This is a genomic window from Cryobacterium sp. TMT4-31 (genome assembly GCF_004403385.1).
GTDB classification, from domain to species: Bacteria; Actinomycetota; Actinomycetes; order Actinomycetales; family Microbacteriaceae; genus Cryobacterium; species Cryobacterium zongtaii.
In genome coordinates, this window is sequence record NZ_SOGI01000043.1 from 63,309 (window position 1) to 83,338 (window position 20,030).

Annotated in this window: 19 protein-coding genes; 8 read left to right on the plus strand and 11 right to left on the minus strand. The window is 67.3% G+C overall.

From position 1 onward, the window contains the following. Nucleotides 1-21: 21 nt before the first annotated feature. Both E3T19_RS09890 and E3T19_RS09895 read left to right on the plus strand, forming a co-directional pair. The gene (locus tag E3T19_RS09890) at nucleotides 22-1,227 is read left to right on the plus strand and encodes a thiolase family protein (protein ID WP_134408722.1); all 1,206 of its coding nucleotides are present in this window, start codon (nucleotides 22-24) and stop codon (nucleotides 1,225-1,227) included. Further along, nucleotides 1,224-3,416: a 3-hydroxyacyl-CoA dehydrogenase NAD-binding domain-containing protein gene (locus E3T19_RS09895; protein WP_134408723.1), complete on the plus strand. Its 2,193-nt coding sequence runs from the start codon at nucleotides 1,224-1,226 to the stop codon at nucleotides 3,414-3,416. The genes E3T19_RS09890 and E3T19_RS09895 overlap by 4 nt, the downstream gene beginning before the upstream one ends. Nucleotides 3,417-3,503: 87 nt before the next feature. On the opposite strand, the gene E3T19_RS09900 is transcribed toward E3T19_RS09895, so the two are convergent. From E3T19_RS09900 to dut, 7 genes are all read right to left on the minus strand, one after another. Continuing rightward, a complete protein-coding gene (locus tag E3T19_RS09900) occupies nucleotides 3,504-4,484 on the minus strand; it encodes an aldo/keto reductase (protein ID WP_134408724.1) in 981 nt (326 codons plus the stop codon). Beyond that, nucleotides 4,481-4,861, minus strand: a complete 381-nt coding sequence (locus E3T19_RS09905; RefSeq protein ID WP_134408725.1) for a MerR family transcriptional regulator — start codon at nucleotides 4,859-4,861, stop codon at nucleotides 4,481-4,483. Before E3T19_RS09905 ends, E3T19_RS09900 begins: the two co-directional genes overlap by 4 nt. Nucleotides 4,862-5,017: 156 nt before the next feature. After that, nucleotides 5,018-6,979 carry a 1-deoxy-D-xylulose-5-phosphate synthase gene (dxs, locus tag E3T19_RS09910; RefSeq protein ID WP_103459880.1) on the minus strand — a complete coding sequence of 654 codons (1,962 nt, stop codon included), beginning with the start codon at nucleotides 6,977-6,979 and terminating at the stop codon, nucleotides 5,018-5,020. A 115-nt stretch (nucleotides 6,980-7,094) separates the two neighbouring features. Beyond that, complete coding sequence (gene acnA / locus E3T19_RS09915; RefSeq protein ID WP_134408726.1) at nucleotides 7,095-9,914, minus strand: aconitate hydratase AcnA; 2,820 nt, start codon at nucleotides 9,912-9,914, stop codon at nucleotides 7,095-7,097. Nucleotides 9,915-10,035: 121 nt separating this feature from the next. Further along, complete coding sequence (locus tag E3T19_RS09920; RefSeq protein WP_088456344.1) at nucleotides 10,036-10,842, minus strand: DUF3159 domain-containing protein; 807 nt, start codon at nucleotides 10,840-10,842, stop codon at nucleotides 10,036-10,038. Between the two features lie 31 nt (nucleotides 10,843-10,873). Continuing rightward, complete coding sequence (locus E3T19_RS09925) at nucleotides 10,874-11,467, minus strand: DUF3710 domain-containing protein (protein WP_134408765.1); 594 nt, start codon at nucleotides 11,465-11,467, stop codon at nucleotides 10,874-10,876. Nucleotides 11,468-11,562: 95 nt separating this feature from the next. Then, on the minus strand, nucleotides 11,563-12,075 hold the full coding sequence (dut, locus tag E3T19_RS09930) for a dUTP diphosphatase (protein WP_134408727.1): 513 nt from the start codon (nucleotides 12,073-12,075) through the stop codon (nucleotides 11,563-11,565). A 38-nt stretch (nucleotides 12,076-12,113) separates the two neighbouring features. Here dut and E3T19_RS09935 point away from each other — a divergent pair, with 38 nt between their 5' ends. Further along, nucleotides 12,114-12,569 (plus strand): DUF3093 domain-containing protein, encoded by a 456-nt coding sequence (locus E3T19_RS09935; RefSeq protein ID WP_088456346.1) that lies wholly within the window; start codon nucleotides 12,114-12,116, stop codon nucleotides 12,567-12,569. 6 nt (nucleotides 12,570-12,575) lie between these two features. Here E3T19_RS09935 and E3T19_RS09940 read toward each other — a convergent pair whose 3' ends face one another. Continuing rightward, entirely contained in the window at nucleotides 12,576-12,869 is a 294-nt protein-coding gene (locus E3T19_RS09940; RefSeq protein ID WP_066599570.1) for a DUF4193 domain-containing protein, read from the minus strand. A gap of 196 nt (nucleotides 12,870-13,065) precedes the next feature. Between E3T19_RS09940 and sepH the strand changes: the two genes are divergently transcribed. From sepH to E3T19_RS09960, 4 genes are read left to right on the plus strand one after another with little or no spacing between them, the layout of a single operon-like run. Then, nucleotides 13,066-14,181: a septation protein SepH gene (gene sepH, locus E3T19_RS09945; protein ID WP_088456347.1), complete on the plus strand. Its 1,116-nt coding sequence runs from the start codon at nucleotides 13,066-13,068 to the stop codon at nucleotides 14,179-14,181. Between the two features lie 29 nt (nucleotides 14,182-14,210). Continuing rightward, nucleotides 14,211-15,344 carry a winged helix DNA-binding domain-containing protein gene (locus tag E3T19_RS09950; protein ID WP_134408728.1) on the plus strand — a complete coding sequence of 378 codons (1,134 nt, stop codon included), beginning with the start codon at nucleotides 14,211-14,213 and terminating at the stop codon, nucleotides 15,342-15,344. Nucleotides 15,345-15,395: 51 nt separating this feature from the next. After that, a complete protein-coding gene (locus tag E3T19_RS09955; RefSeq protein WP_370028116.1) occupies nucleotides 15,396-16,439 on the plus strand; it encodes an aromatic acid exporter family protein in 1,044 nt (347 codons plus the stop codon). Nucleotides 16,440-16,448: 9 nt separating this feature from the next. Next, nucleotides 16,449-17,141: a TMEM175 family protein gene (locus tag E3T19_RS09960; RefSeq protein ID WP_134408729.1), complete on the plus strand. Its 693-nt coding sequence runs from the start codon at nucleotides 16,449-16,451 to the stop codon at nucleotides 17,139-17,141. 88 nt (nucleotides 17,142-17,229) lie between these two features. Here E3T19_RS09960 and E3T19_RS09965 read toward each other — a convergent pair whose 3' ends face one another. Then, nucleotides 17,230-17,790, minus strand: coding sequence for a YceI family protein (locus tag E3T19_RS09965; RefSeq protein WP_088456350.1), 561 nt, complete (start codon nucleotides 17,788-17,790; stop codon nucleotides 17,230-17,232). Between the two features lie 174 nt (nucleotides 17,791-17,964). Here E3T19_RS09965 and E3T19_RS09970 point away from each other — a divergent pair, with 174 nt between their 5' ends. Further along, complete coding sequence (locus E3T19_RS09970; protein WP_134408730.1) at nucleotides 17,965-18,828, plus strand: oxygenase MpaB family protein; 864 nt, start codon at nucleotides 17,965-17,967, stop codon at nucleotides 18,826-18,828. Nucleotides 18,829-18,847: 19 nt separating this feature from the next. On the opposite strand, the gene E3T19_RS09975 is transcribed toward E3T19_RS09970, so the two are convergent. Further along, nucleotides 18,848-19,420, minus strand: coding sequence for a hypothetical protein (locus E3T19_RS09975; protein ID WP_088456352.1), 573 nt, complete (start codon nucleotides 19,418-19,420; stop codon nucleotides 18,848-18,850). Between the two features lie 85 nt (nucleotides 19,421-19,505). Next, nucleotides 19,506-20,030, minus strand: coding sequence for a DNA-binding protein (locus E3T19_RS09980; RefSeq protein ID WP_134408731.1), 525 nt, complete (start codon nucleotides 20,028-20,030; stop codon nucleotides 19,506-19,508).

Consider the following 20,030-nt stretch of genomic DNA (forward strand, 5'->3'; position numbering starts at 1 on the left):
GTTTTGAGTGATGGAGGCAAAGTGGCCGAGAGAACTGAAGTCGTCTTCGTGGACGGGGTTCGCACCCCGTTCGGTCGTGCCGGCGAGAAGGGTATGTATTGGAATACCCGCGCCGACGACCTGGTCGTCAAGGCGATCACCGGACTGATGGAACGCAACCCGAACGTGCCGGGCGAACGCATCGACGATGTCGCCATCGCGGCGACCACCCAGGCCGGTGACCAGGGGCTGACTCTCGGTCGCACCGCGGCCCTGCTGGCGGGCCTGCCCGTCTCGGTGCCGGGCTTCGCCATCGACCGCATGTGCGCCGGGGCGATGACCTCGGTCACCACCATGGGCGCCGCGATCGGTTTCGGCGCATACGACCTCGCCATCGCCGGCGGAGTCGAACACATGGGTCGCCACCCGATGGGCGCCGGGGTCGACCCGAACCCCCGGTTCCTCAGCGAACGCCTGGTCAATGAGGACGCCCTCAACATGGGCGCGACCGCCGAGCGCATCCACGACCGGTTCCCCGAGTACACCAAGGACCGTTCCGACCGGTATGCCCTGCGCAGCCAGCAGAAGGTCGCGGCCGCGTACGAAGCGGGCAAGATTCAGCCGGACCTGGTGTCCGTGGCAACCCGCAGCGCCGCGGGCTGGGGCCTCGCCACCCGCGACGAGGCACCGCGCCCCGAGACCACCCTCGAGGGCCTCGCCGGCCTGAAGACGCCGTTCCGGCCGCACGGCCGCATCACCGCCGGCAACGCGTCCGGCCTGAACGACGGTGCCACCGCCTGCCTTCTGGCCAGCGGTGCCACAGCTAAAGAGCTCGGGCTCAGCGTGAAGATGAAGCTCGTGAGCTTCGCCTTCGCCGGTGTCGAGCCTGAGGTGATGGGGCTGGGCCCCGTGCCCTCCACGGAGAAGGCGCTGCGCAAGGCCGGTCTGTCGATCACCGACATCGGCCTGTTCGAACTCAACGAGGCGTTCGCGGTGCAGGTGATCTCCTTCCTGGACCACTTCGGCATCGACGACGACGATCCCCGCGTCAACGAGTACGGCGGCGCCATCGCCATCGGGCATCCGCTCGCATCATCGGGCGTGCGCCTGATGAACCAGCTCGCCAGCCAGTTCGCCGAACACCCCGAGGTGCGTTACGGCCTCACGGCCATGTGCATAGGCCTCGGCCAGGGTGGCACTGTGATCTGGGAAAACCCGCACTTCAACAAGAAGGCAGCCAAGCGATGACCGACAAGACCAGCACCCCCATCGACTACGCCACCGTGGACTTCTCCCCGCTCATCGTGGTGTCTGGTGATGAAGTCGTCACCCACTCGCTCGTCCGGGACGTCCCGCTTTCCGGCGGCCGCACCCTCGCCCTCGTGACGCTGGACAACGGGCGGGACCACACCAGGCCCAACACGCTCGGCCCGGTCACCCTCCTGGAATTCAGCGCCGTCATGGACGAGCTCACCGCCCGCGCCGGACGCGGTGAGATCCACGGCGTGGCCGTAACGGGCAAGCCGTTCATCCTCGCCGCTGGAGCCGATCTCAGTAAAGTCAGCGAGATCCCGTCCCGCGAGGTGGGCAAGCTGCTCGCTCAGCTCGGTCACTTCGCCCTGGGCAAGCTGAGCACCTTGGGGGTGCCGTCGTTCGTGTTCATCAACGGTCTCGCCCTCGGCGGCGGCCTCGAGGTGGCCTTGAACGCCGACTACCGCACCGTCGACGCGAGCGTCCCGGCCATAGCGCTGCCCGAGGTCTTCCTCGGCCTGATCCCCGGCTGGGGCGGCTCCTACCTGCTGCCCAACCTGATCGGCATCGAGAATGCCCTCAAGGTCATCGTTGAGAACCCGCTGAAGAACAACCGCACCTTGACCGGCGCGGACGCACTCAAGCTGGGCATCGCCGACCGAATGTTCGGGTCGGTGTCCTTCCTGGAGGACTCCATCCGGTGGGCAGACGGTGTCATCGCCGGCAGCGTTTCGGTGAGCCGGCCCAACGTGCCCGGCAAGATCGAGCGCATGGTCAAGTGGGATGCGGCCGTCGGTATCGCCCGCAAGATGCTCGAGTCCCGCATCGGCACCGTCGCGGCATCGCCGTACGCGGCACTGGACTTGATCAAGGCGGCCCGCACCGGCACCAAGGCCGAGGCCTTCGCCCGGGAGGACGAAGCCCTCGCCGACCTCATCTCCGGCGATCAGCTGCCCGCGAGCATCTACTCATTCAATCTGGTGCAGAAGCGCGCCAAGCGCCCGGCCGGCGCCCCGGACAAGACCCTGGCACGCCCCATCGGCAAAGTCGGTGTCATCGGCGCAGGCCTGATGGCCAGCCAGTTCGCCCTCCTGTTCGTGCGCCGGCTGAAGGTACCCGTCGTGATCACCGACCTCGACCAGGCCAGGGTCGACAAGGGAGTGGCTTACATCCACGGTGAGATCCAGACCCTGCAGGACAAGGGCCGGATCAGCTCCGACGAGGCGAACCGGCTGCGCGCCCTGGTGACAGGCACCACCGACAAGGCCGACTTCGCCGACGCCGATTGGGTCATCGAAGCGGTCTTCGAGGAGCTCGGGGTGAAACAGGACGTTTTCGCCGAAATCGAAAAGCACATCTCCCCCACCGCGGTGCTGGCCACCAACACGTCATCGCTGTCGGTGGAGCAGATCGGCGCGAAGCTGGCCCACCCCGAACGGCTGGTCGGTTTCCACTTCTTCAATCCAGTCGCCGTGATGCCGCTCATCGAGGTCGTGAACACCCCCGCGACCGATGACGCCACCCTCTCAACCGCGATGGTGATCGCCGCCAAGCTGCGGAAGAACGCCGTCATCACCCGCGACACCCCGGGCTTCGTGGTGAACCGGGTGCTGGCCAAGCTGCTCGGCGAGGCCATGCACGCCGTCGACACCGGCACACCGTTCGCGGTCGTCAACGGCGCCCTGGCGTCGTTCGGCCTGCCGATGACCCCGTTCGAGCTGCTCGAGCTGGTCGGCCTCAAGGTCGGCGCGCACGTGTTGGACACCCACCACGCCGCATTCCCCGACCGGTTCTTCGAGAGCACCAACCTGCACCGTCTGGCCGAGCACGGCAAGATCCTCGAGCGCAACTCCAGCGGCAAGGTCACCGGCTTCGACAAGGGTGCGGTGAAGATCGTCGCAGGCGGCACGACGCCCATCACGGCGGAGCAGATCCTGCGCCGGGTGGAGGACGGCCTCGCTGACGAGATCAAGCGGATGCTCGATGACGATGTGGTGCACGCGCCGGAGGACATCGACCTGTGCATGCTCCTCGGCGCCGGCTGGCCCTTCCAGATGGGCGGGATCACTCCGTACCTCGACAGGGTCGGCGCCAGCGAGCGGGTCTTCGGCGGCACGTTCCACACCCCGATGGTGCGCGGCGTCGGCTCCGCGGCAACGGCGAGCAGCACTCCCGTGCTGAGTTAGCCGCTCAGGGCACAACAACTGTCGCCCGTGCGGACAATTGTGGCCGGTGCGCCGGCCACAATTGTCCGTTTCGGGAACAGATGCGGGCTACCGGTTCAGCGGGCTCATGTCGGCGTAACGGTCTCCGACCGGGGCGTCGATCGCGGACAGGGTTGCGAGCTGGGCAGCGCTGAGCACAAGCGCATCCGCCGCGACGTTCTCCTCGAGCCGGTCCACCCTCTTGGTACCGGGGATCGGGGCGATGTCGGTGCCCTGGGCGAGCAGCCAGGCCAGGGCCACCTGGGCCGGCGTCGCATCGAGTTCCGTCGCGACAGCGTCGACCTGCTCCACGATGCGGATGTTGGCGGCGAGGTTGGCGCCGGCGAACCGGGGATTACTGCGCCGGAAGTCATCCTCGTCGAGCTGGTCGAGTGTACGGATGGCGCCGGTCAGGAAGCCCCGACCGAGCGGCGAGTACGGCACAAAACCGATCCCGAGCTCGCGCACCAGGGGCAGCAGTTCCGTCTCGGGCTCGCGGCTCCACAGCGAGTACTCGGTCTGCAGCGCCGTGACCGGGTGAACGGCGTGGGCCCGCCTGATGGTGTCCGGCGCCGCCTCCGACAGGCCGTAGTGACCGATCAGGCCGGCGCTGATGAGCTCGGCCAGGGCACCGACGGTGTCCTCGATGGGCACGCCCGGATCCATCCGGTGCTGGTAGTAGAGATCGATGTGATCGGTACCGAGGCGGGCCAGTGACCCTTCGACGGACAAGCGCGCGTTCTCCGGACTGCCGTCCAGTCCCCTGGAGCCGTCGGTGCGGTGGTGGATGGTACCGAACTTAGTGGCGATGACCACGTCGTCGCGGCGCCCGGTCAGCGCCCGGCCGAGGAGTTCCTCGTTGAGGTACGGGCCGTAGATTTCGGCGGTGTCGAACAGGGTGAGACCGAGGTCGATGGCTGTGCGGATGGTGCGGATCGACTCGGCATCGTCGGTGCCGGCGCCGGAGTAGAACGCTGACATTCCCATGCAGCCCAGGCCGAGACGGCCGACCTCGAGTGGAGTGCTGGTACCCAGGGTGATGTGCTTCATGCTCTGGTCCTTTCGGCGTAGAGGGAGATCTTGTGATCGATGGCGGCGAGGCTCGCCTGCATCTCGGCGAGCTGTGCCACGACGGCGATCCGGTGGCGTTGCAGCAGCTCGAGGCGCTCCGGCGTGGTGTCCTCGCCGCGCCGGGCGAGGTCGGCGTACTCCTTGGCCTGCGCGATCGGCAGGGCGGTGCTGCGTAGGCGGGTCAGGAAGATGATCCAGGTCACGTCCCGCGCCGAGTATGCCCGGTGGGTGGAGGCAGCCCGATGGATGGGTGCGAGCATCAGGCCCGCTCGCTCGTAGTACCGCAGCGTATGGGCGCTCAGCCCGGTGCGCTCGGCGACCTCGGAGATCGAAAGCTGTTCGTCGGGTGGGGTCATGCTGCAACCCTAAAACCTCGAGCGCACTCTAAGTCAAGCGGTGTCCTGATCCGGCCATAGCCATCCGCCAAAGCGGTCGCGTGGTCGCCTCAACGTTGTGGAGGTGACCACAGGGCCGCTTTCGCGGAACATACCGACGGGCGGCGGGTGAGGCGGTCAGTCGCGGGGGGCGCGCTGCAGGGGGACGGTGCCGGTTTCGGGGCGGTCGGCGTCGGCCGGCAGGGGGCGGGCGTGCGGCAGCTTGCTGCCGAGGACCATCGCGACGACGTCCCTGGCGATGTGCTGCGGCGTGAGGCCGACCCGCTCGAGGATCTCGGCGCGGGTGCCGTGGTCCAGGAACTCGTCAGGCAGACCCAGCTCGGTGACGGCGGTGTCGACGCCGGCCTCGCGCAGGTCCTGACGGATGCGGGTGCCGATGCCGCCCACCCGGATACCGTCCTCGATGCTCACCACGATGCGGTGCTGGGCGGCGAGTTCGATGATGCTCTGGGGCACCGGGACCACCCAGCGCGGATCGACGACGGTCGCACCGATGCCCTGGGCGGCGAGCCGCTCGGCGACCTCGAGGCCCATTCCGGCCATCGGACCGACGGTGACGATCAGCACGTCCTGCTGGCTGCTGCGGAGGAGTACGTCGACGCCGTCGGACAGACGCTCGAGGGCGTCGAACTCGACGCCGGTGCTGCCCTTGGGGAACCGCAGCACCGTGGGCGCGTCGTCCACGAGGACCGCCTCGGCGAGCTCTTCCCGCAGTCGGGTGGAGTCGCGCGGTGCGGCGAGTCGGATGTGCGGGATGACCTGCAGGATTGCGAGGTCCCACATGCCGTGGTGGCTCGGACCGTCCGGCCCGGTGACCCCGGCCCGGTCGAGCACGAAGGTGACGCCGGCCCTGTGCAGGGCGACATCCATCAAAACCTGGTCGAAGGCACGGTTGATGAAGGTGGCGTAGAGGGCGACCACGGGGTGCAGGCCACCGAACGCGAGCCCGGCGGCGCTGGTCACCGCGTGCTGCTCGGCGATGCCGACGTCGTGCACCCGCTCGGGGAACCGCTCGGCCATCTTGTGCAGACCGGTGGGGCGCAGCATGGCCGCGGTGATCGCCACCAGCTTCGGATTGTCGGTGGCCAGGCTCAGCAGCTCATCGGCGAAGACCGAGGTCCATGACGGTGCTCCCGCGGATTCGGTGGGCTCACCGGTCTCAGGGTCGATGACGCCGACGGCGTGGAACTGGTCGGCGACGTCCTGCACGGCGGGGTCGTAACCCTTGCCCTTCTGGGTGATGGTGTGCACGATCACGGGAGCGCCGTAGTCCTTGGCCTGGCGCAGCGCCTCGAGCATGGCCTCCATGTCGTGGCCGTCCACCGGCCCGATGTACTTGATGTCGAGGTTGGAATACAGCGCCTCGTTGTTGGAGAACCGGCTCAGGAAGCCGTGCAGACCGCCACGCACGCCGCGGAAGATGGCGCGAGCCGGCGCGCCCATGTGGTCGAAGGCCTCCCGGCTGGAGAGGTAGGCGGCCCGGTAGCTGCGGCGCAGGCGCACGGTGTTGAGGAACCTGGCCATGCCGCCGATGGTGGGCGCGTACGAGCGGCCGTTGTCGTTAATCACGATGATCAGGCGCCGGTTGTTGTCGTCGCTGATGTTGTTCAGCGCTTCCCAGGTCATACCGCCGGTGAGCGAGCCGTCGCCGACGACGGCTATGACGTGCCGGTCGCTCTGCCCGGTCATCTCGAAGGCGCGGGAGATCCCGTCGGCCCAGGACAACGAGCTCGACGCGTGGGAGCTCTCGACGATGTCGTGCACGGATTCGCTGCGCTGCGGGTAGCCGGCCAGACCATCGGACTGGCGCAACCGGCTGAAGTCCTGCCGTCCGGTGAGCATCTTGTGCACATAGGACTGGTGACCGGTGTCGAAGACGATGGCGTCACGCGGCGAATCGAAGATCCGGTGGATGGCGATGGTCATCTCGACCACGCCGAGGTTGGGGCCCAGATGCCCGCCCGTCTTCGAGATCTCCGCCACCAAGAAGGCGCGGACCTCCGCAGCCAGCTCTTCCAGCTGGTCCTTCGTGAGGCCGTCAAGGTCCCGGGGACCGTGGATCGTCTCCAGAAGGGTCATGGGCACTACCTTTCACGTTTGTTGCAACGAACGGCTCACGCCGACGCAGAACTGGCGCGCAGTTCGGATTCCCCGAGTCTACGCGCCAGTCTGCGGCGATTCTGCGAATTCCCGGTTAGACGACGAGCGAGCGCAGCACGTACTGCAGGATGCCACCGTTGCGGTAGTAGTCCGCTTCGCCGGGGGTGTCGATGCGCACGACGGCGTCGAACTCGACAACGGCCTTGCCCGGAGCGGAGTGCTCGGCCGGGGTGGCGACAACGTGCACTGTCTTGGGCGTGCGGCCCTCGTTGAGTTCCTCGATACCGGTGATCGAGACGCTCTCGGTACCGTCCAGGCCCAGGGTCACCCAGGACTCGCCGGCGGGGAACTGCAGCGGGACCACTCCCATTCCGATCAGGTTCGAGCGGTGGATGCGCTCGAAGCTCTCGGTGATGACGGCCTTGACACCCAGCAGGCTCGTGCCCTTGGCCGCCCAGTCCCGAGACGAGCCGGAACCGTACTCCTTGCCGCCGAAAATCACCAGCGGGGTGCCGGCGGCCTGGTAGTTCTGGCTGGCGTCGTAGATGAAGGACTGCGGCGCATCCGGCTTGGTGAAGTCGCGGGTGTAACCGCCCTCGACGCCGTCAAGCAGCTGGTTGCGCAGCCGGATGTTCGCGAAGGTGCCGCGGATCATGATCTCGTGGTTACCGCGGCGCGAGCCGTAGGAGTTGAAGTCGCTTCGGTCGACCCCGTGCTCCATCAGGTACGCACCGGCCGGGCTGTCGGCCTTGATGTTGCCTGCCGGGCTGATGTGGTCGGTGGTGACCGAGTCGCCGAGCTTGGCGAGCACCCTGGCGCCGACGATGTCGGCGACCGGGCTGGTCTCCAGCGTCATACCGTCGAAGTACGGGGGCTTCCGCACGTAGGTGGACTTGGGGTCCCACTCGAAGACCTCGCTGTCGGGCGTGGGCAGTGAACGCCAGCGCTCATCTCCCTCGAAGACCTCACCGTATTCCTTGGTGAACATGGCCGTGTCGATCGAGCTGTCGATGGTGGACTGCACCTCGGCGGAGTCCGGCCAGATGTCCTTGAGGAACACGTCGTTGCCTTCGGTGTCCTGGCCGAGGGCATCCGTGTCGAAGTCGAAGTTCATCGATCCGGCCAGGGCGTACGCGATGACCAACGGCGGGCTGGCCAGGTAGTTCATCTTGACGTCCGGGCTGATGCGGCCCTCGAAGTTACGGTTTCCGGAGAGCACCGCGGTGACAGCGAGGTCGTTGTCGTTGATCGCGGCGGAGACCTCGTTGATGAGGGGTCCGGTGTTGCCGATGCAGACCGTGCAGCCGTAGCCGACGGTGTAGAAGCCGAGGGCCTCGAGGTCGTCGGTGAGGCCGGCCTTGGCGTAGTAGTCCGTGACGACCTTGGAGCCCGGCGCCAGGGTGGTCTTGACCCAGGGCTTGGACTTCAGGCCCTTCTTCACGGCGTTCCGCGCCAGCAGGCCCGCGGCGAGCATGACCGACGGATTCGAGGTGTTGGTGCAGGAGGTGATGGCCGCAACGGCGACGGCTCCGTGGTCGAGCGTGTAGCTCGCCCCGTCGGCCGTGGTGATCGGAACCGGGCTCGACACCGAGACGGGAGCGTGGCTCACGTGCTGGTGCGAAACCTGGTGGGCGCTCTGCTCGTCCTCGGCGGTGAAACCGATCGGGTCAGAGGCGGGGAAGGATGCCTCGACGGCCGCGTCCACCATGGACAGGTCGTGCGTGGCGTAGTTCTGCAGGTCGATCTCGAACTGCGACTTCGCGTTGCTGAGTTCGACCCGGTCCTGCGGGCGCTTGGGTCCGGCGATCGACGGAACGACGGTGCCCAGGTCGAGTTCGAGGTACTCGCTGAAGACGGGCTCCTGTGCGGGGTCGTGCCACAGGCCCTGCAGCTTGGAGTACGCCTCGACGAGTGCGACCTGCTCTTCGCTGCGGCCGGTGAGACGCAGGTAGCCGAGGGTGACGTCGTCGATCGGGAACATGGCAGCGGTGGAGCCGAACTCCGGGCTCATGTTGCCGATGGTGGCGCGGTTGGCCAGCGGCACCTGGGCGACGCCCTCGCCGTAGAATTCGACGAACTTCCCCACAACGCCGTGGCGGCGCAGCATCTGGGTGATCGTGAGCACAACATCCGTCGCGGTGACGCCGGCGGGGATGGAGCCGTTGAGCTTGAAGCCGACGACCTTGGGGATCAGCATCGACACGGGCTGGCCGAGCATGGCCGCCTCGGCTTCGATGCCGCCGACGCCCCAGCCGAGCACGCCCAGGCCGTTGACCATCGTGGTGTGCGAGTCGGTGCCGACACAGGTGTCGGGGTAGGCGCGGAGGACGCCGCCTACTTCGCGCGTGAAGGTGACGCGGGCCAGGTACTCGATGTTGACCTGGTGCACGATGCCGGTTCCCGGCGGGACGACTTTGAAGTCGTCGAACGCGGTCTGGCCCCAGCGCAGGAACTGGTAACGCTCACCGTTGCGCTCGTATTCGATCTCGACGTTGCGCTCGAGGGCGTTCTCGCTGCCGAACAGGTCGGCGATGACCGAGTGGTCGATGACGAGCTCGGCAGGGGCGAGCGGGTTGATCTTGTTGGGGTCGCCGCCGAGGTCGGCGACGGCCTCGCGCATGGTGGCGAGGTCGACGATGCACGGCACGCCGGTGAAGTCCTGCATGATCACGCGAGCTGGCGTGAACTGGATTTCTGTGTCGGGATCGCTGGTGGGAACCCACGCGCCGAGTGCGCGGATGTGATCCGCGGTGATGTTGGCGCCGTCTTCGGTGCGGAGGAGGTTCTCCAGCAGCACCTTGAGGCTGAACGGCAGCTTCTCGTATCCCTTGACGGCATCCAGGCGAAAGACTTCGTAGTCCGTCGCACCGACGCGCAGGGTGTCCCGAGCTCCAAAACTATTAACAGCAGACACGATGCCCTCTCCTTTGTGGAAACCGACGGGAACCCGTCCGCGATCCTCAATCCTGACCAACTGACGCCGAGTTCTGCCAGCAAGGGTAGCCTTACCGCAAACTATCTTGACGTCGAGATAACTATAGCACCGGCCGCTGTGCGGCGGTGGCCGCGTACACGGAACGCACCATCAGCCAGGAGACCACAAGAAGCGGCGCATACAGCGGGATCCCCATGAGCAGTTTGGTCGCGCCCAACCACTCGACGTTGCCGGCGTAGTACAGGGGAAGCTGCACGGCCAGGCGCAGGATGAACAGTCCCGCCCACATGAAGGTGAGAATTGTCAGCACCCGTCGTTTGGACGGGTCGGCCCGCCAGGCGAGCTGCTCCCCCATCAGGAACCCGACGGCCACACCGATGAGCGGCCAGCCGATCAGTGCGGAGACGAGCAGGGCCGCTCCGTACACACCGTTGGTCCAGAAGCCCGGCAGGTAGAAGTCTTCGGCGCGGCCGGTGAACAGGGCGAGCACGGCGCTGAGGCCGATTCCGACGAGTCCACCGACGGCCTGGGTGACGGTCTGTTTACGGGCCAGCCGGAGCGCGAAGAAGATCACACCGATGATCACCGGAGCGATCAGGGACGGAATCAGCTCACGGGTGAGGGTATAGGTGACCAGGAAGACCAGGCCCGGCAGGACGGCCTCGACCAGGCCGCGGATGCCGCCCATGGCAGCCAGCAGCGCGTGGCCGCTGATGGGTTCCCCGTCTGCGGCCGGACTGAATCCGGCGCGGCGGGCCGCCGCGGCCATACTGTCGGCGAGGGCGCCGGCGGGCTCTGCCGGGCTGCCGGCACTGCTGGCACCGGCTCTGGCGGCACTGTCAGTGCCGTCGGTGCCGTCGGACGTCTTACGCGGTTCGGGTTCTGGCCCGGAGAGGGAATCCGTCATCAGGTGACTTTCGGTGAGTGCACCTGACGGATCAGGTGCCGGTGGGTTCGGGCTTACCGGCCGGGGTGGCCGGCATCCGAAGCGGGATGAGGTCGCGCGGCGGCATCGGGGCTGAACCGCGCACCACGACGATGCTGCGGAACAGGTCTTCGATCTGCGCTGCGGCTTCGGGGTTGATGGCGCCCTCGCCGGCGATGACGCCGCGGAGGAACCAGCGCGGTCCGTCCACGCCGATGAAACGGGCCAACCGGGTGGTGCCCGCGGGACCCTGGCCGGCTGCGACGGGGATCTCGGCGACGAGTTCGGGCCCGAACGGACCTTCGCGCGGAGTGGTCGAGCCACCCTGCTTGGCGATCTGGTCGGCGATCTGGGTGCGGATTTCCTGCCACAGGCCGCTGGAGCGCGGCGCCGCAAAGGGCTGCACCTGCAGGGTCGAACCGGCATAGTCCAGGCCGATGGCAACGACTCGCTTGGAGCCCTCTTCGATCTCGAGCCGGAGGTGCAGGCCCTCGCGCGGCAGGATCTTCACGCCACCGAGATCGACGTATGGGCGGACCGGGTTCGCCTCAGACTCGTCGAGGGGGCCGTCCACGTCACGGTCGACCGGAGCTGACTTGGCGTGCATGTCGGGGACCTGCTGCTCGGCTCCGGTGAGTTCGGTGCTGTCGGTGCCGGCCGTCTCGTCGGTGCTTGAGCGCGTGTCGGGGTTCACTTTGTCACTCACAGGGTTTCTCCGCTTCGGTGGGCGTCCGTTGGGGCGGACGATTCGGTCTGGGGGGCGCGGTCCGCAGGAGCGCCCGGCGCGACGCCGGTCGAGCCGAAGCCGCCCTCGCCACGCATGCTGCCGGGGAGCCGCTCGACTGGCACGAAGACCGCCCGGGCCACCGGAACCACGATGAGTTGGGCGATGCGGTCGCCGATGTTGATGGGGAACGGGGTGACGGTGTCGGTGTTGAGCATGCAGACCTTGACCTCGCCCCGGTAGCCCGCGTCAACGGTCCCCGGCGAGTTCACGACGGTGATTCCGTGCTTGACGGCCAGTCCGCTGCGGGGGACCACGAAGGCCGCGTATCCGTCCGGCAACGCTATCGACACACCGGTGCCGACGAGGGCCCGTTCACCGGGAGCCAGGACCAAGGCCTCCGAGGCGTGCAGGTCGGCTCCGGCGTCACCCGGATGGGCGTAGGTCGGGAGAACGGACGCGGTAATCAGGACTTCGACGCTTTCAGCCACGTGTCGAGGGTAGTGCAGTTATCTGGTCGAATAGACCCATGCCCGATTATCGCGAAAAACTCTGGCCATCCCCATGGCTCTTCATCATCACTGCGCTGGTGATTCCCGCAAGCCTCCTGGTCTTCCTGCCGATCTCGGTGCTGGCGGGGATCCTGACCGGCGCCGGCCTCTACCTCGGCAGCGCCCTGCTGCTGGTGCTGGCGTCGCCGACGGTTTCGGTGTCCGACGGTGTCCTCACCGCCGGCCGGGCGCGCATCGAAACCCGCCTGCTCGGTGAGGCCGTCCCCCTCGAGGCTGCGGATGCCACTCTCGAGCGTGGCCAGAAGCTGGATGCCCGCGCGTGGCTGCTGATCCGTGGCTGGATCGCACCCGTGGTGCGGATCCCGCTTGAAGACCCGACCGATCCGGCGCCGTACTGGCTGGTCTCCAGCCGCCGGCCGCAGAAAATGGCCGCCGCGATCAATGGATCGCGACGGCCAGCATCAAGTAACTAAGCGCGCTTAGGCGTCGCACTCCAGGCAGACCGGGCCGAGCTTGGTCTCGTGCGACATCTGCGAACGGTGCTTCACGAGGAAGCACTCCACGCAGGTGAACTCGTCGGCCTGCGGGGGCAGGACGACGACGTCGAGGTCGAGGTCGGACAGATCGGCGCCCGGGAGGTCGAAGCCACCGGGGTTGTCGGAGTCGTCAACATCAACGACACCAGACATCTTGTCGGGTACACGCTCCTTGAGGGCCTCAATCGACTCTGAGTCGTCTTCGGTCTTTCGCGGTGCGTCGTAATCGGTTGCCATGCCCATCCATTTCATTAACGCCGATAAACGAAATCGGCGGCCATAGTTTGCAACAATCCGTGCGGAATAGCAAACCAATCGCCAACCTTTCAGGTTGGCAATGGGAGCAACTTCCGGCACGCCCGCAGTATTCCCCGAAAAATGCCACATTGCATGGCAGGGTTGGGCCATCAGTAATCGCGAGAGGGCTTTCGCCATGCAGGATTTGAAAGTTATCGGAGTCGAGAACGGCGCGCTGCTTGCAGCGTCAGAGGAGGGTGATCGCTTTCGGATCCCCATCGATGCGGTTCTCCAGTCCCGGCTTCGCCAAACCCAAACGGATGCGTCCGTTCGGCCCAAACTGTCGCCCCGGGAGGTGCAGGCGCACATCCGTGCCGGCATGTCCGCGGAGGACGTCGCTGCAGTGACCGGTGCGTCGCTGGACTTCGTCAAGCGGTTCGAGGGACCGGTGGTCGCCGAACGCGAATACATAGTGTCGAGCGCGCTGAGCGTGCCCGTGCACACCGCGATCGACCCCGATCCCATCGACGAGCAGGCCAACTTCGGCAGCGTCATCCGGGAACGCCTGGCGTCCCTGGGTGCGTCCAACGAACGCTGGGCCAGCTGGAAGGAACCCGGCGCCGGGTGGATCGTCAAGCTCGCCTTCACGGCTGACGACATCGACCACGACGCCCGGTGGGGCTTCGAACCCAAGAAGAACACCCTCTCGCCGATCGGCAGTGAGGCCATTGCCCTCTCCCAACAGGGCGAGCTCAAGGGTGCCCTGATCCCCCGGCTGCGTGCCGTCGGCGCCGAAACCAGCCTGGCCGACGTGAGCCGGTTCGACAGCGGCGCCTTCACGTTCAAGGAATCCCTGGCCGACGACATCCTCAACGACACGGCTCCGCTGCACGATCCGGTGCCATACGCCCGTTCCGCCGGTACGACGGAGGCCGTGTCCAAGGCCGCCATCAAGCGAGCGGCCGAACCGCCGCAGAGCCTGAGCGAGACCGCGGACCTGCTCGAGTCGCTTCGCCGCCGCCGCGGCGAACGGGAAGCGGCCGCCGGAGAGACCGAAACGCCCGTCACACCAGTGGTGGACACCCGCCGTACCGAGCGGGCACCGGCCGAGTCCGGGATCCGCCTGGTCAACGAGGCTCCCCCTGTTGCCGAGGCTGCCACCGCAGCCCCCGAGGAAACCCGCAACGTGTGGGCCACTCAGGCCGCCACGGGCCAACCACGCACCGGTCAGACCGGTCGCCGCGGCCGCGCATCGATGCCCAGCTGGGACGAGATAGTCTTCGGCGCACGAACCGACGACGACCTGGCCTGATCCTCACCTGAGTCATAGGCTGCGGTTCCATGACGCGTGCCTCCCGCTCCGACATCACCCGGCGTCGCCTGGCCAGCCAGGCGCTGACCGGGTCGATCACCGAGCCCGCCCAGGTCGTCGACCGCATGCTGGCCGTGCAGGCGCAGGACCTCCGCTGGGCGAAGTGGGCCGTTGCCGTGCGGGCCCCCGGAAGCACCTCCGCCGACATCGACACGCTGATCGACTCCGCCAGGATCGTGCGCTCCTGGCCGATGCGGGGAACCCTGCACCTGGTGCCGGGGCCGGACCTGGGCTGGATGCTCGGACTCACCACCGCCAGGCTCTGGGCCGGTGCGGCAACCCGGCGCCGCGACCTGGGCCTGGACGAGGCGACCATCGAACGCTCCCGCACCGTGGCCGAGAATGCCCTCAGCGGCGGACGGGAGCTCACCAGGGCAGCCTTCCTGGCACTGCTGGAGCGCCACGGCATCGGCACAGACGGCCAGCGGGGATATCACCTCATCTGGCACCTCGCCCAGTCGGGAACCCTCTGCTGGGGCCGGCAGCTCGACGCCCAACAGATGCTCGTGCTGCTCTCGGACTGGGTCCCGCACCCCCGGCAGCTCGAACGCGACCAGGCACTGGGCGAATACCTGCTGCGCTACCTGGCCGGACACGGGCCGGCTCCCTTGACCGACTTCGCCTGGTGGTCCCAGCTCACCATGAGCGACGCCAAGACGGCCCTGGCCGTTGGTGGAGGGCAGCTCAACACCCTCGACGTCGACGGAGTGAGCCACCTGCTCCCCCAGAGCTCAGATCTCGGACCGCTGAGCCGCGCCGCGCCGGGGCGCGGTCCCAGTGCCGTGCTGGCCCTGCCGGGCTTCGATGAATACCTGCTCGGCTATCGGGATCGCAGCTTCGCGATCGAACCCGAGAACCTGACCAGGGTCGTCCCGGGCAAGAACGGGATCTTCCTGCCCGTCCTGGTTCGCGGCGGCCGTATTTTCGGCACCTGGCGGCGCGAATGGCAGCCCCGGGCGATCACGGTGCACCCCGCGCCGTTCACCCCGCAGGGCGCCGCATCGCTCCCGGGAACCGATCGGGCCCTTCACGAATACGCCCGCTTCCTCGGCCGCCCGGTGCAGGTACTTCCGGCCCCACCGACCGTGCCCGCCGCGCCCTAGCCTGCCGTGGTGAGACCGGTGATCGGTCCGGTCCGTCGGGCCTTGTACCCTATGACAGTGCGAATAACGACCAGCCTGCGAGTATCCAGACGGATCCCGCTGCTGCAGACCCTCAAGACCTCGGTCGCAGTGGTCCTGGCCTGGGTAATCTCGCTGTGGCTCCTGCCCGGCGAGCTGCCCATCTTCGCCGCGATGGCCGCCATCTTCGTCGTGCAGCCCAGCATCAACCAGTCCCTGGGACGGGCCCTGGAACGCAGCCTCGGCGTCGTCGGCGGAGTCCTGGTTGCTCTGGGCATCGGGCTGTGGTTCGGACAGGACAGCTGGATCGTCCTGGGGGCGATCGTGCTCTGCATCCTGCTGGCCTGGGCCCTGAAGCTGTCGCCTGGCTCGGCGAATCAGATCCCGATCAGCGCGATGCTCGTCCTCGTGCTGGGTGCCGCGACACCGACCTACGCCAGGGACCGCATCATCGAGACCATCCTGGGCGCCGCGATCGCAGTGATCGTCAACGCGTTGATCGTTCCGCCGGTGTTGCTCACGCCCGCACACGACGCGGTGACCCGGCTCACCCTGGAGGTGGCCGCGACCTTCGACCGGGTGGCCACCGCGCTGCTGAGCCCGCAGAAGTACGCCGATCTGGAGAGCCTGATGATCCAGGCCCGACTACTGCGGCCCATGCTGGCCAAGGCCGAACGGGCCATCAGCCAGGCCGAGGAGAGCCTGACACTCAATCCCCGCCAAAGCAGGCACCGCGAGGTTCTCGACGCCGACACCGACCTCTACGCCCGCCTGGTGCCCCTGGTCACCCGGGCACTGGGCATGACGAGAGCGCTGCGGGACCACTACGACGATAGCCTGCACCTCGAGCCCACCGTGCAGGCCTTCGCCATCGAGCTGGAGAGGGCCGCGCACGATCTGCGATTGCTCACCGTGCCGGCGGATGGGAAGCCGTCCGCCTCGGCGGCTCCGGGGATCGAGCCGCTCGCCCTGACGGCGCCGCTGATGATCATGACTCCACATCCCCAGCACTGGATCTTGATCGGCGCCCTGATGGAGGACCTGCGACGGGTGCGCGAGGAGATCACCGGCGAGTAGGCTGCCCGCATGTCGAGCAGCCCGGAGCCCGAGCGCTACGCTGCGCCGACCACGGCGACGACGGCCCGGCGAACGGTTCTGTCCACCCGGCGGCTGGAATCGTACACTGACGGCGTCTTCGCCATCGCGGCCACGCTGCTTGTGCTGAACGTCTCCGTGGACAGCATCGGCGTCGTGACGTCGAACGCCGAGTTCCTGCGGCAGGTCAACGCCTTGGCACCGAGCATCCTGAACGTGGTCATCAGCTTTCTGCTGCTCAGCCTGCTGTGGTTCATTCACGTGCGTCAGTTCGAGTTCATCCCCCGTGTGGATACCACCATCATCTGGCTCAACAATTTCCGCCTTCTCGGCGTGGTCCTGGTTCCGTTCACGACGAGTCTCAACGACGAACTCAGCCGGTACCTGCTGGGCCGCACGCTGTTACCCCTGAACTTCTTCGTGATCCTGCTCTTCAGCACCTGGCAGTGGTTCCACGCCAGCTCTCCCCGCAGACAGCTCGTGCATGGCGCATCCGCCACCGCCGTTCATAACGCACGGGTGAACAATGTCAGTGCGCTCGCACAGTCGTTCGCCGTCGTACTGCTGGCGACGCTGGTCGGTTCCCCCGCGTTCTTCCTGTTCGCCCTTGATCCGCTCATCGCCCTGGTGTTGCGACGAATCGGGGTCCTGCGGCCGACGCCGGACGAACCGGTGGCCGGGTGACGGGCGGAACCGCACACAGAGACAACACAACCCAGACACAACAACGGGGACCCCATTGGTGGGATCCCCGTTGCGCGCTGCCGAGTGCTTAGGCCTGGAGGGCACCCTGCAGTTCGAGGGTGATGGTGACCTTGTCGCCCAGCAGCATGCCGCCGGTCTCGAGGGCCGCGTTGTAGGTGAGACCGAAGTCTTCACGGTTGACCTGGGTCGTGGCGGTGGCGCCGAACTTGTAGTTGCCGTAGGGGTCGCCGCCGAAGCCACCGAACTCGAAGTCGAAGGTGACGGGCTTGGTGACGCCCTTGATGGTGAGGTTGCCGTCCACGAGGTAGTCGCCGCCGACGACGCGCACTCCGGTCGACACGAAGTCGATGGTCGGGTAGGTCTCGGCGTCGAAGAAGTCGCCGGTGCGCAGGTGGCCGTCGCGGTTGGCCTCGTTGGTGTTGATGGACGCGACGACGGCGGACGCCGTCACGCTGGTCTCGAGGGGGTTCTCGGTGGTGACGAAGGTGGCGTTGAAGGTCTCGAACGTGCCCTTGACCTTGCTGATCATGATGTGACGGATGCTGAAGCCGACGACGCTGTGCGTGGGGTCGATGGTCCAGGTTCCCGCTTTGTAGCCCGGGATGGTCGTGGTGGTGATGTCGCTCATGGTGCTCCTCAAGTCCGTGGGGGCGGTGGATTCGCTGCCCTCAGGTATATGCAAGCGCATAGGACTACAGGATATTCCATCACCGACCAGAAAAGATGTGAACGATTCAGGAACGCGCGGAGAACCCGACTCCTCGGCGGGGAAGTAGGCTCGGCCTGTCAAGAGGAGTCCACGATGCCGACAGCGTCCCCGTCCAGTCCGGCGTCCCTGTCGAGCCCGGCACTGAGCATCCGCGATGTGGCCCCGGAAAGCGTTCTGGTTCTCGGCGGCGGTCGCGCAATCCTCCTACAGCTCGCGAACCCCGCCGTCGGGCACGGCGTCGCCAGGCACAGCGACTTCGCGACCCGACCGCTGAGTCGACTGAGCGGCACGCTCTCCTACGTATACGCCGTCACCTGCGGCTCGCCCATCGACCGGGCCGCGGCCGTGCGCCGGGTGTCCCTGGCCCATCGCCCGGTGCACGGCACCCAGAGCGTCGGCGCCCCGGGGTACAACGCTTTCGATCCGCAGTTGCAGCTCTGGGTTGCCGCGACCCTGTACGAATCCGCGACCCGTGTGCACGAGCTGGTCTACGGACCGCTCACGGATGCCGACGCCGAGTCCGTCTACCGTGACTACGGCGTGCTCGGCACCGCCCTTCAGGTACCGCCCGGGCTGTGGCCCGCGGACCGGGAGGCTTTCGCGGCGTATTGGAGCCGCGCAACGTCCGGCCTTGCGACCGACGAGACGACCCGATCGGTGGCCAGGCAACTGCTGCACCCCACCACCGGACCGGTCTGGTTGCGCCTGGCGATGCCGCTGGGGCGCCTGGTCACCACGGGGCTCCTGCAGCCCGACGAACGAGCCCTCTTCGACCTGCCCTGGTCGCCCGGACGCCAGCGCAGGTACAACGCCGTGATCGGCGTCATCCGTCTGATCTATCCGCGCCTGCCGACGCGGCTGCGGCAGGCCCCCATGCGGCACTACCTTCGTGCAGGCCGATCCCTCGCGGCGAGGGATCGCGCGACCGGGCAACCTGGCGGCGCCGCCGGGCGTTGACTGGGCTGAGCTGAACCGCCTAGAAGAAGTCGTCCGGGGTGCCGGCCGCCCGGGTCACCGCGACGGTGGACACACCGGCGCCATCGAGCTTGGCCATTGCGACCCGAAGCCCGGACTCCATCTGGGAGGCCCACACCTCGGTCTCGCGGGCACCGGCCTCGACGGCCGTGAGCCTGGCGAGGGCCTTCTCCTTGTCGGCACGCTCAGTGGCGACCTGCTGGATGCTCAGGGTGACGGCGTAGTACGCCGCCACCATCGAGGCGATCGGCGTGGCGATGACGGCCAAGGCGATGATGCTCTCGTTGGAGACGTTCACGAAGATCATGATGATGAACGCGATCGTCAGAACGGCGATGCCTACGAGAACGACCAGTGCGGCGCGCTGCGGCGGTCCCGTTCTGAGGTCGGAGAGCAGGGTGCGGCTTCGGGTTTTGGTCCGGTTGGGGACCGGGGACACTGCGGTTTCGACCGGCCCCTCACCCGTCGGCCCGTCACCGGCGGGCTGAGTGCCCGGCATCGGCAGGCGTTCTGTGGTGGTCGAGGTGTCGAGGGGGAACGTTCGGTCGAACGGGTCATAGCTCTGATCGGTCATGGTCACTCCGTGGGTGGGGTTCGGTAGCTCGGGTGATGTCTCAAGGCTCTGTCGTTGAGGGGATCGTCGTTGCGGGGGTCGTCGTCTAGGGGGTTGGTTTTTCGGGGTCAGTTTCCGCGGATTCTGTCGTCGAGGGTAGCGCGTCCCCGGGAAGGATGACGCGTTTGTAACTGCGGCCATCCGCCAGCTCGACGGTGCGGCTGACCAGTTTACCTCTGCTCACCTGCAGGTATACCGCTTGAACGCTGACGCCGAGCAATGCGGCAGCCTCGGCCACCGAGTGCCCGGGCAGGTCGGTCGGAACGCTGCTGGGCCGCGCGCTGCGCTTGCGTCCGGCATCCAGGCGGGCCGCGATGTCGGAGTCGGTGCCCTGCCAGCGCCACTTGGCCGCGGTGGGTTTGAGCCCGGCGGCATCCGCGATCTCGGGCCAGCCCGCTCCATCGGACAGGGCGTCGCGTACGCTCGCCAGCGCGGCCGGGTCGGCGTCAAGGTGGTGAAGTACCGCACGAATGGCCCGCATCCGCTCCAGCGGCGGAGCCGCCGCGTTGGCGTCCAGCTCCGTCAGCCGGGCCAGCGCAGCCGCCGTCTCCGCGGATAGGAAATGGCCCAT

Excerpts from the sequence above, each read along its gene's own strand:
- E3T19_RS09925 (WP_134408765.1), bottom strand. The coding sequence starts at position 11,467 with ATGCACGCCAAGTCAGCTCCGGTCGACCGTGACGTGGACGGCCCCCTC.
- E3T19_RS09980 (WP_134408731.1), bottom strand. The coding sequence starts at position 20,030 with ATGGGCCATTTCCTATCCGCGGAGACGGCGGCTGCGCTGGCCCGGCTG.
- E3T19_RS09905 (WP_134408725.1), bottom strand. The coding sequence starts at position 4,861 with ATGACCCCACCCGACGAACAGCTTTCGATCTCCGAGGTCGCCGAGCGC.
- E3T19_RS09955 (WP_370028116.1), top strand. The coding sequence starts at position 15,396 with ATGACAGTGCGAATAACGACCAGCCTGCGAGTATCCAGACGGATCCCG.
- E3T19_RS09940 (WP_066599570.1), bottom strand. The coding sequence starts at position 12,869 with ATGGCAACCGATTACGACGCACCGCGAAAGACCGAAGACGACTCAGAG.
- E3T19_RS09895 (WP_134408723.1), top strand. The coding sequence starts at position 1,224 with ATGACCGACAAGACCAGCACCCCCATCGACTACGCCACCGTGGACTTC.
- E3T19_RS09975 (WP_088456352.1), bottom strand. The coding sequence starts at position 19,420 with ATGACCGATCAGAGCTATGACCCGTTCGACCGAACGTTCCCCCTCGAC.
- E3T19_RS09900 (WP_134408724.1), bottom strand. The coding sequence starts at position 4,484 with ATGAAGCACATCACCCTGGGTACCAGCACTCCACTCGAGGTCGGCCGT.
- E3T19_RS09935 (WP_088456346.1), top strand. The coding sequence starts at position 12,114 with ATGCCCGATTATCGCGAAAAACTCTGGCCATCCCCATGGCTCTTCATC.
- E3T19_RS09965 (WP_088456350.1), bottom strand. The coding sequence starts at position 17,790 with ATGAGCGACATCACCACCACGACCATCCCGGGCTACAAAGCGGGAACC.
- E3T19_RS09920 (WP_088456344.1), bottom strand. The coding sequence starts at position 10,842 with ATGACGGATTCCCTCTCCGGGCCAGAACCCGAACCGCGTAAGACGTCC.
- E3T19_RS09950 (WP_134408728.1), top strand. The coding sequence starts at position 14,211 with ATGACGCGTGCCTCCCGCTCCGACATCACCCGGCGTCGCCTGGCCAGC.
- sepH (WP_088456347.1), top strand. The coding sequence starts at position 13,066 with ATGCAGGATTTGAAAGTTATCGGAGTCGAGAACGGCGCGCTGCTTGCA.
- E3T19_RS09970 (WP_134408730.1), top strand. The coding sequence starts at position 17,965 with ATGCCGACAGCGTCCCCGTCCAGTCCGGCGTCCCTGTCGAGCCCGGCA.
- E3T19_RS09960 (WP_134408729.1), top strand. The coding sequence starts at position 16,449 with ATGTCGAGCAGCCCGGAGCCCGAGCGCTACGCTGCGCCGACCACGGCG.
- dxs (WP_103459880.1), bottom strand. The coding sequence starts at position 6,979 with ATGACCCTTCTGGAGACGATCCACGGTCCCCGGGACCTTGACGGCCTC.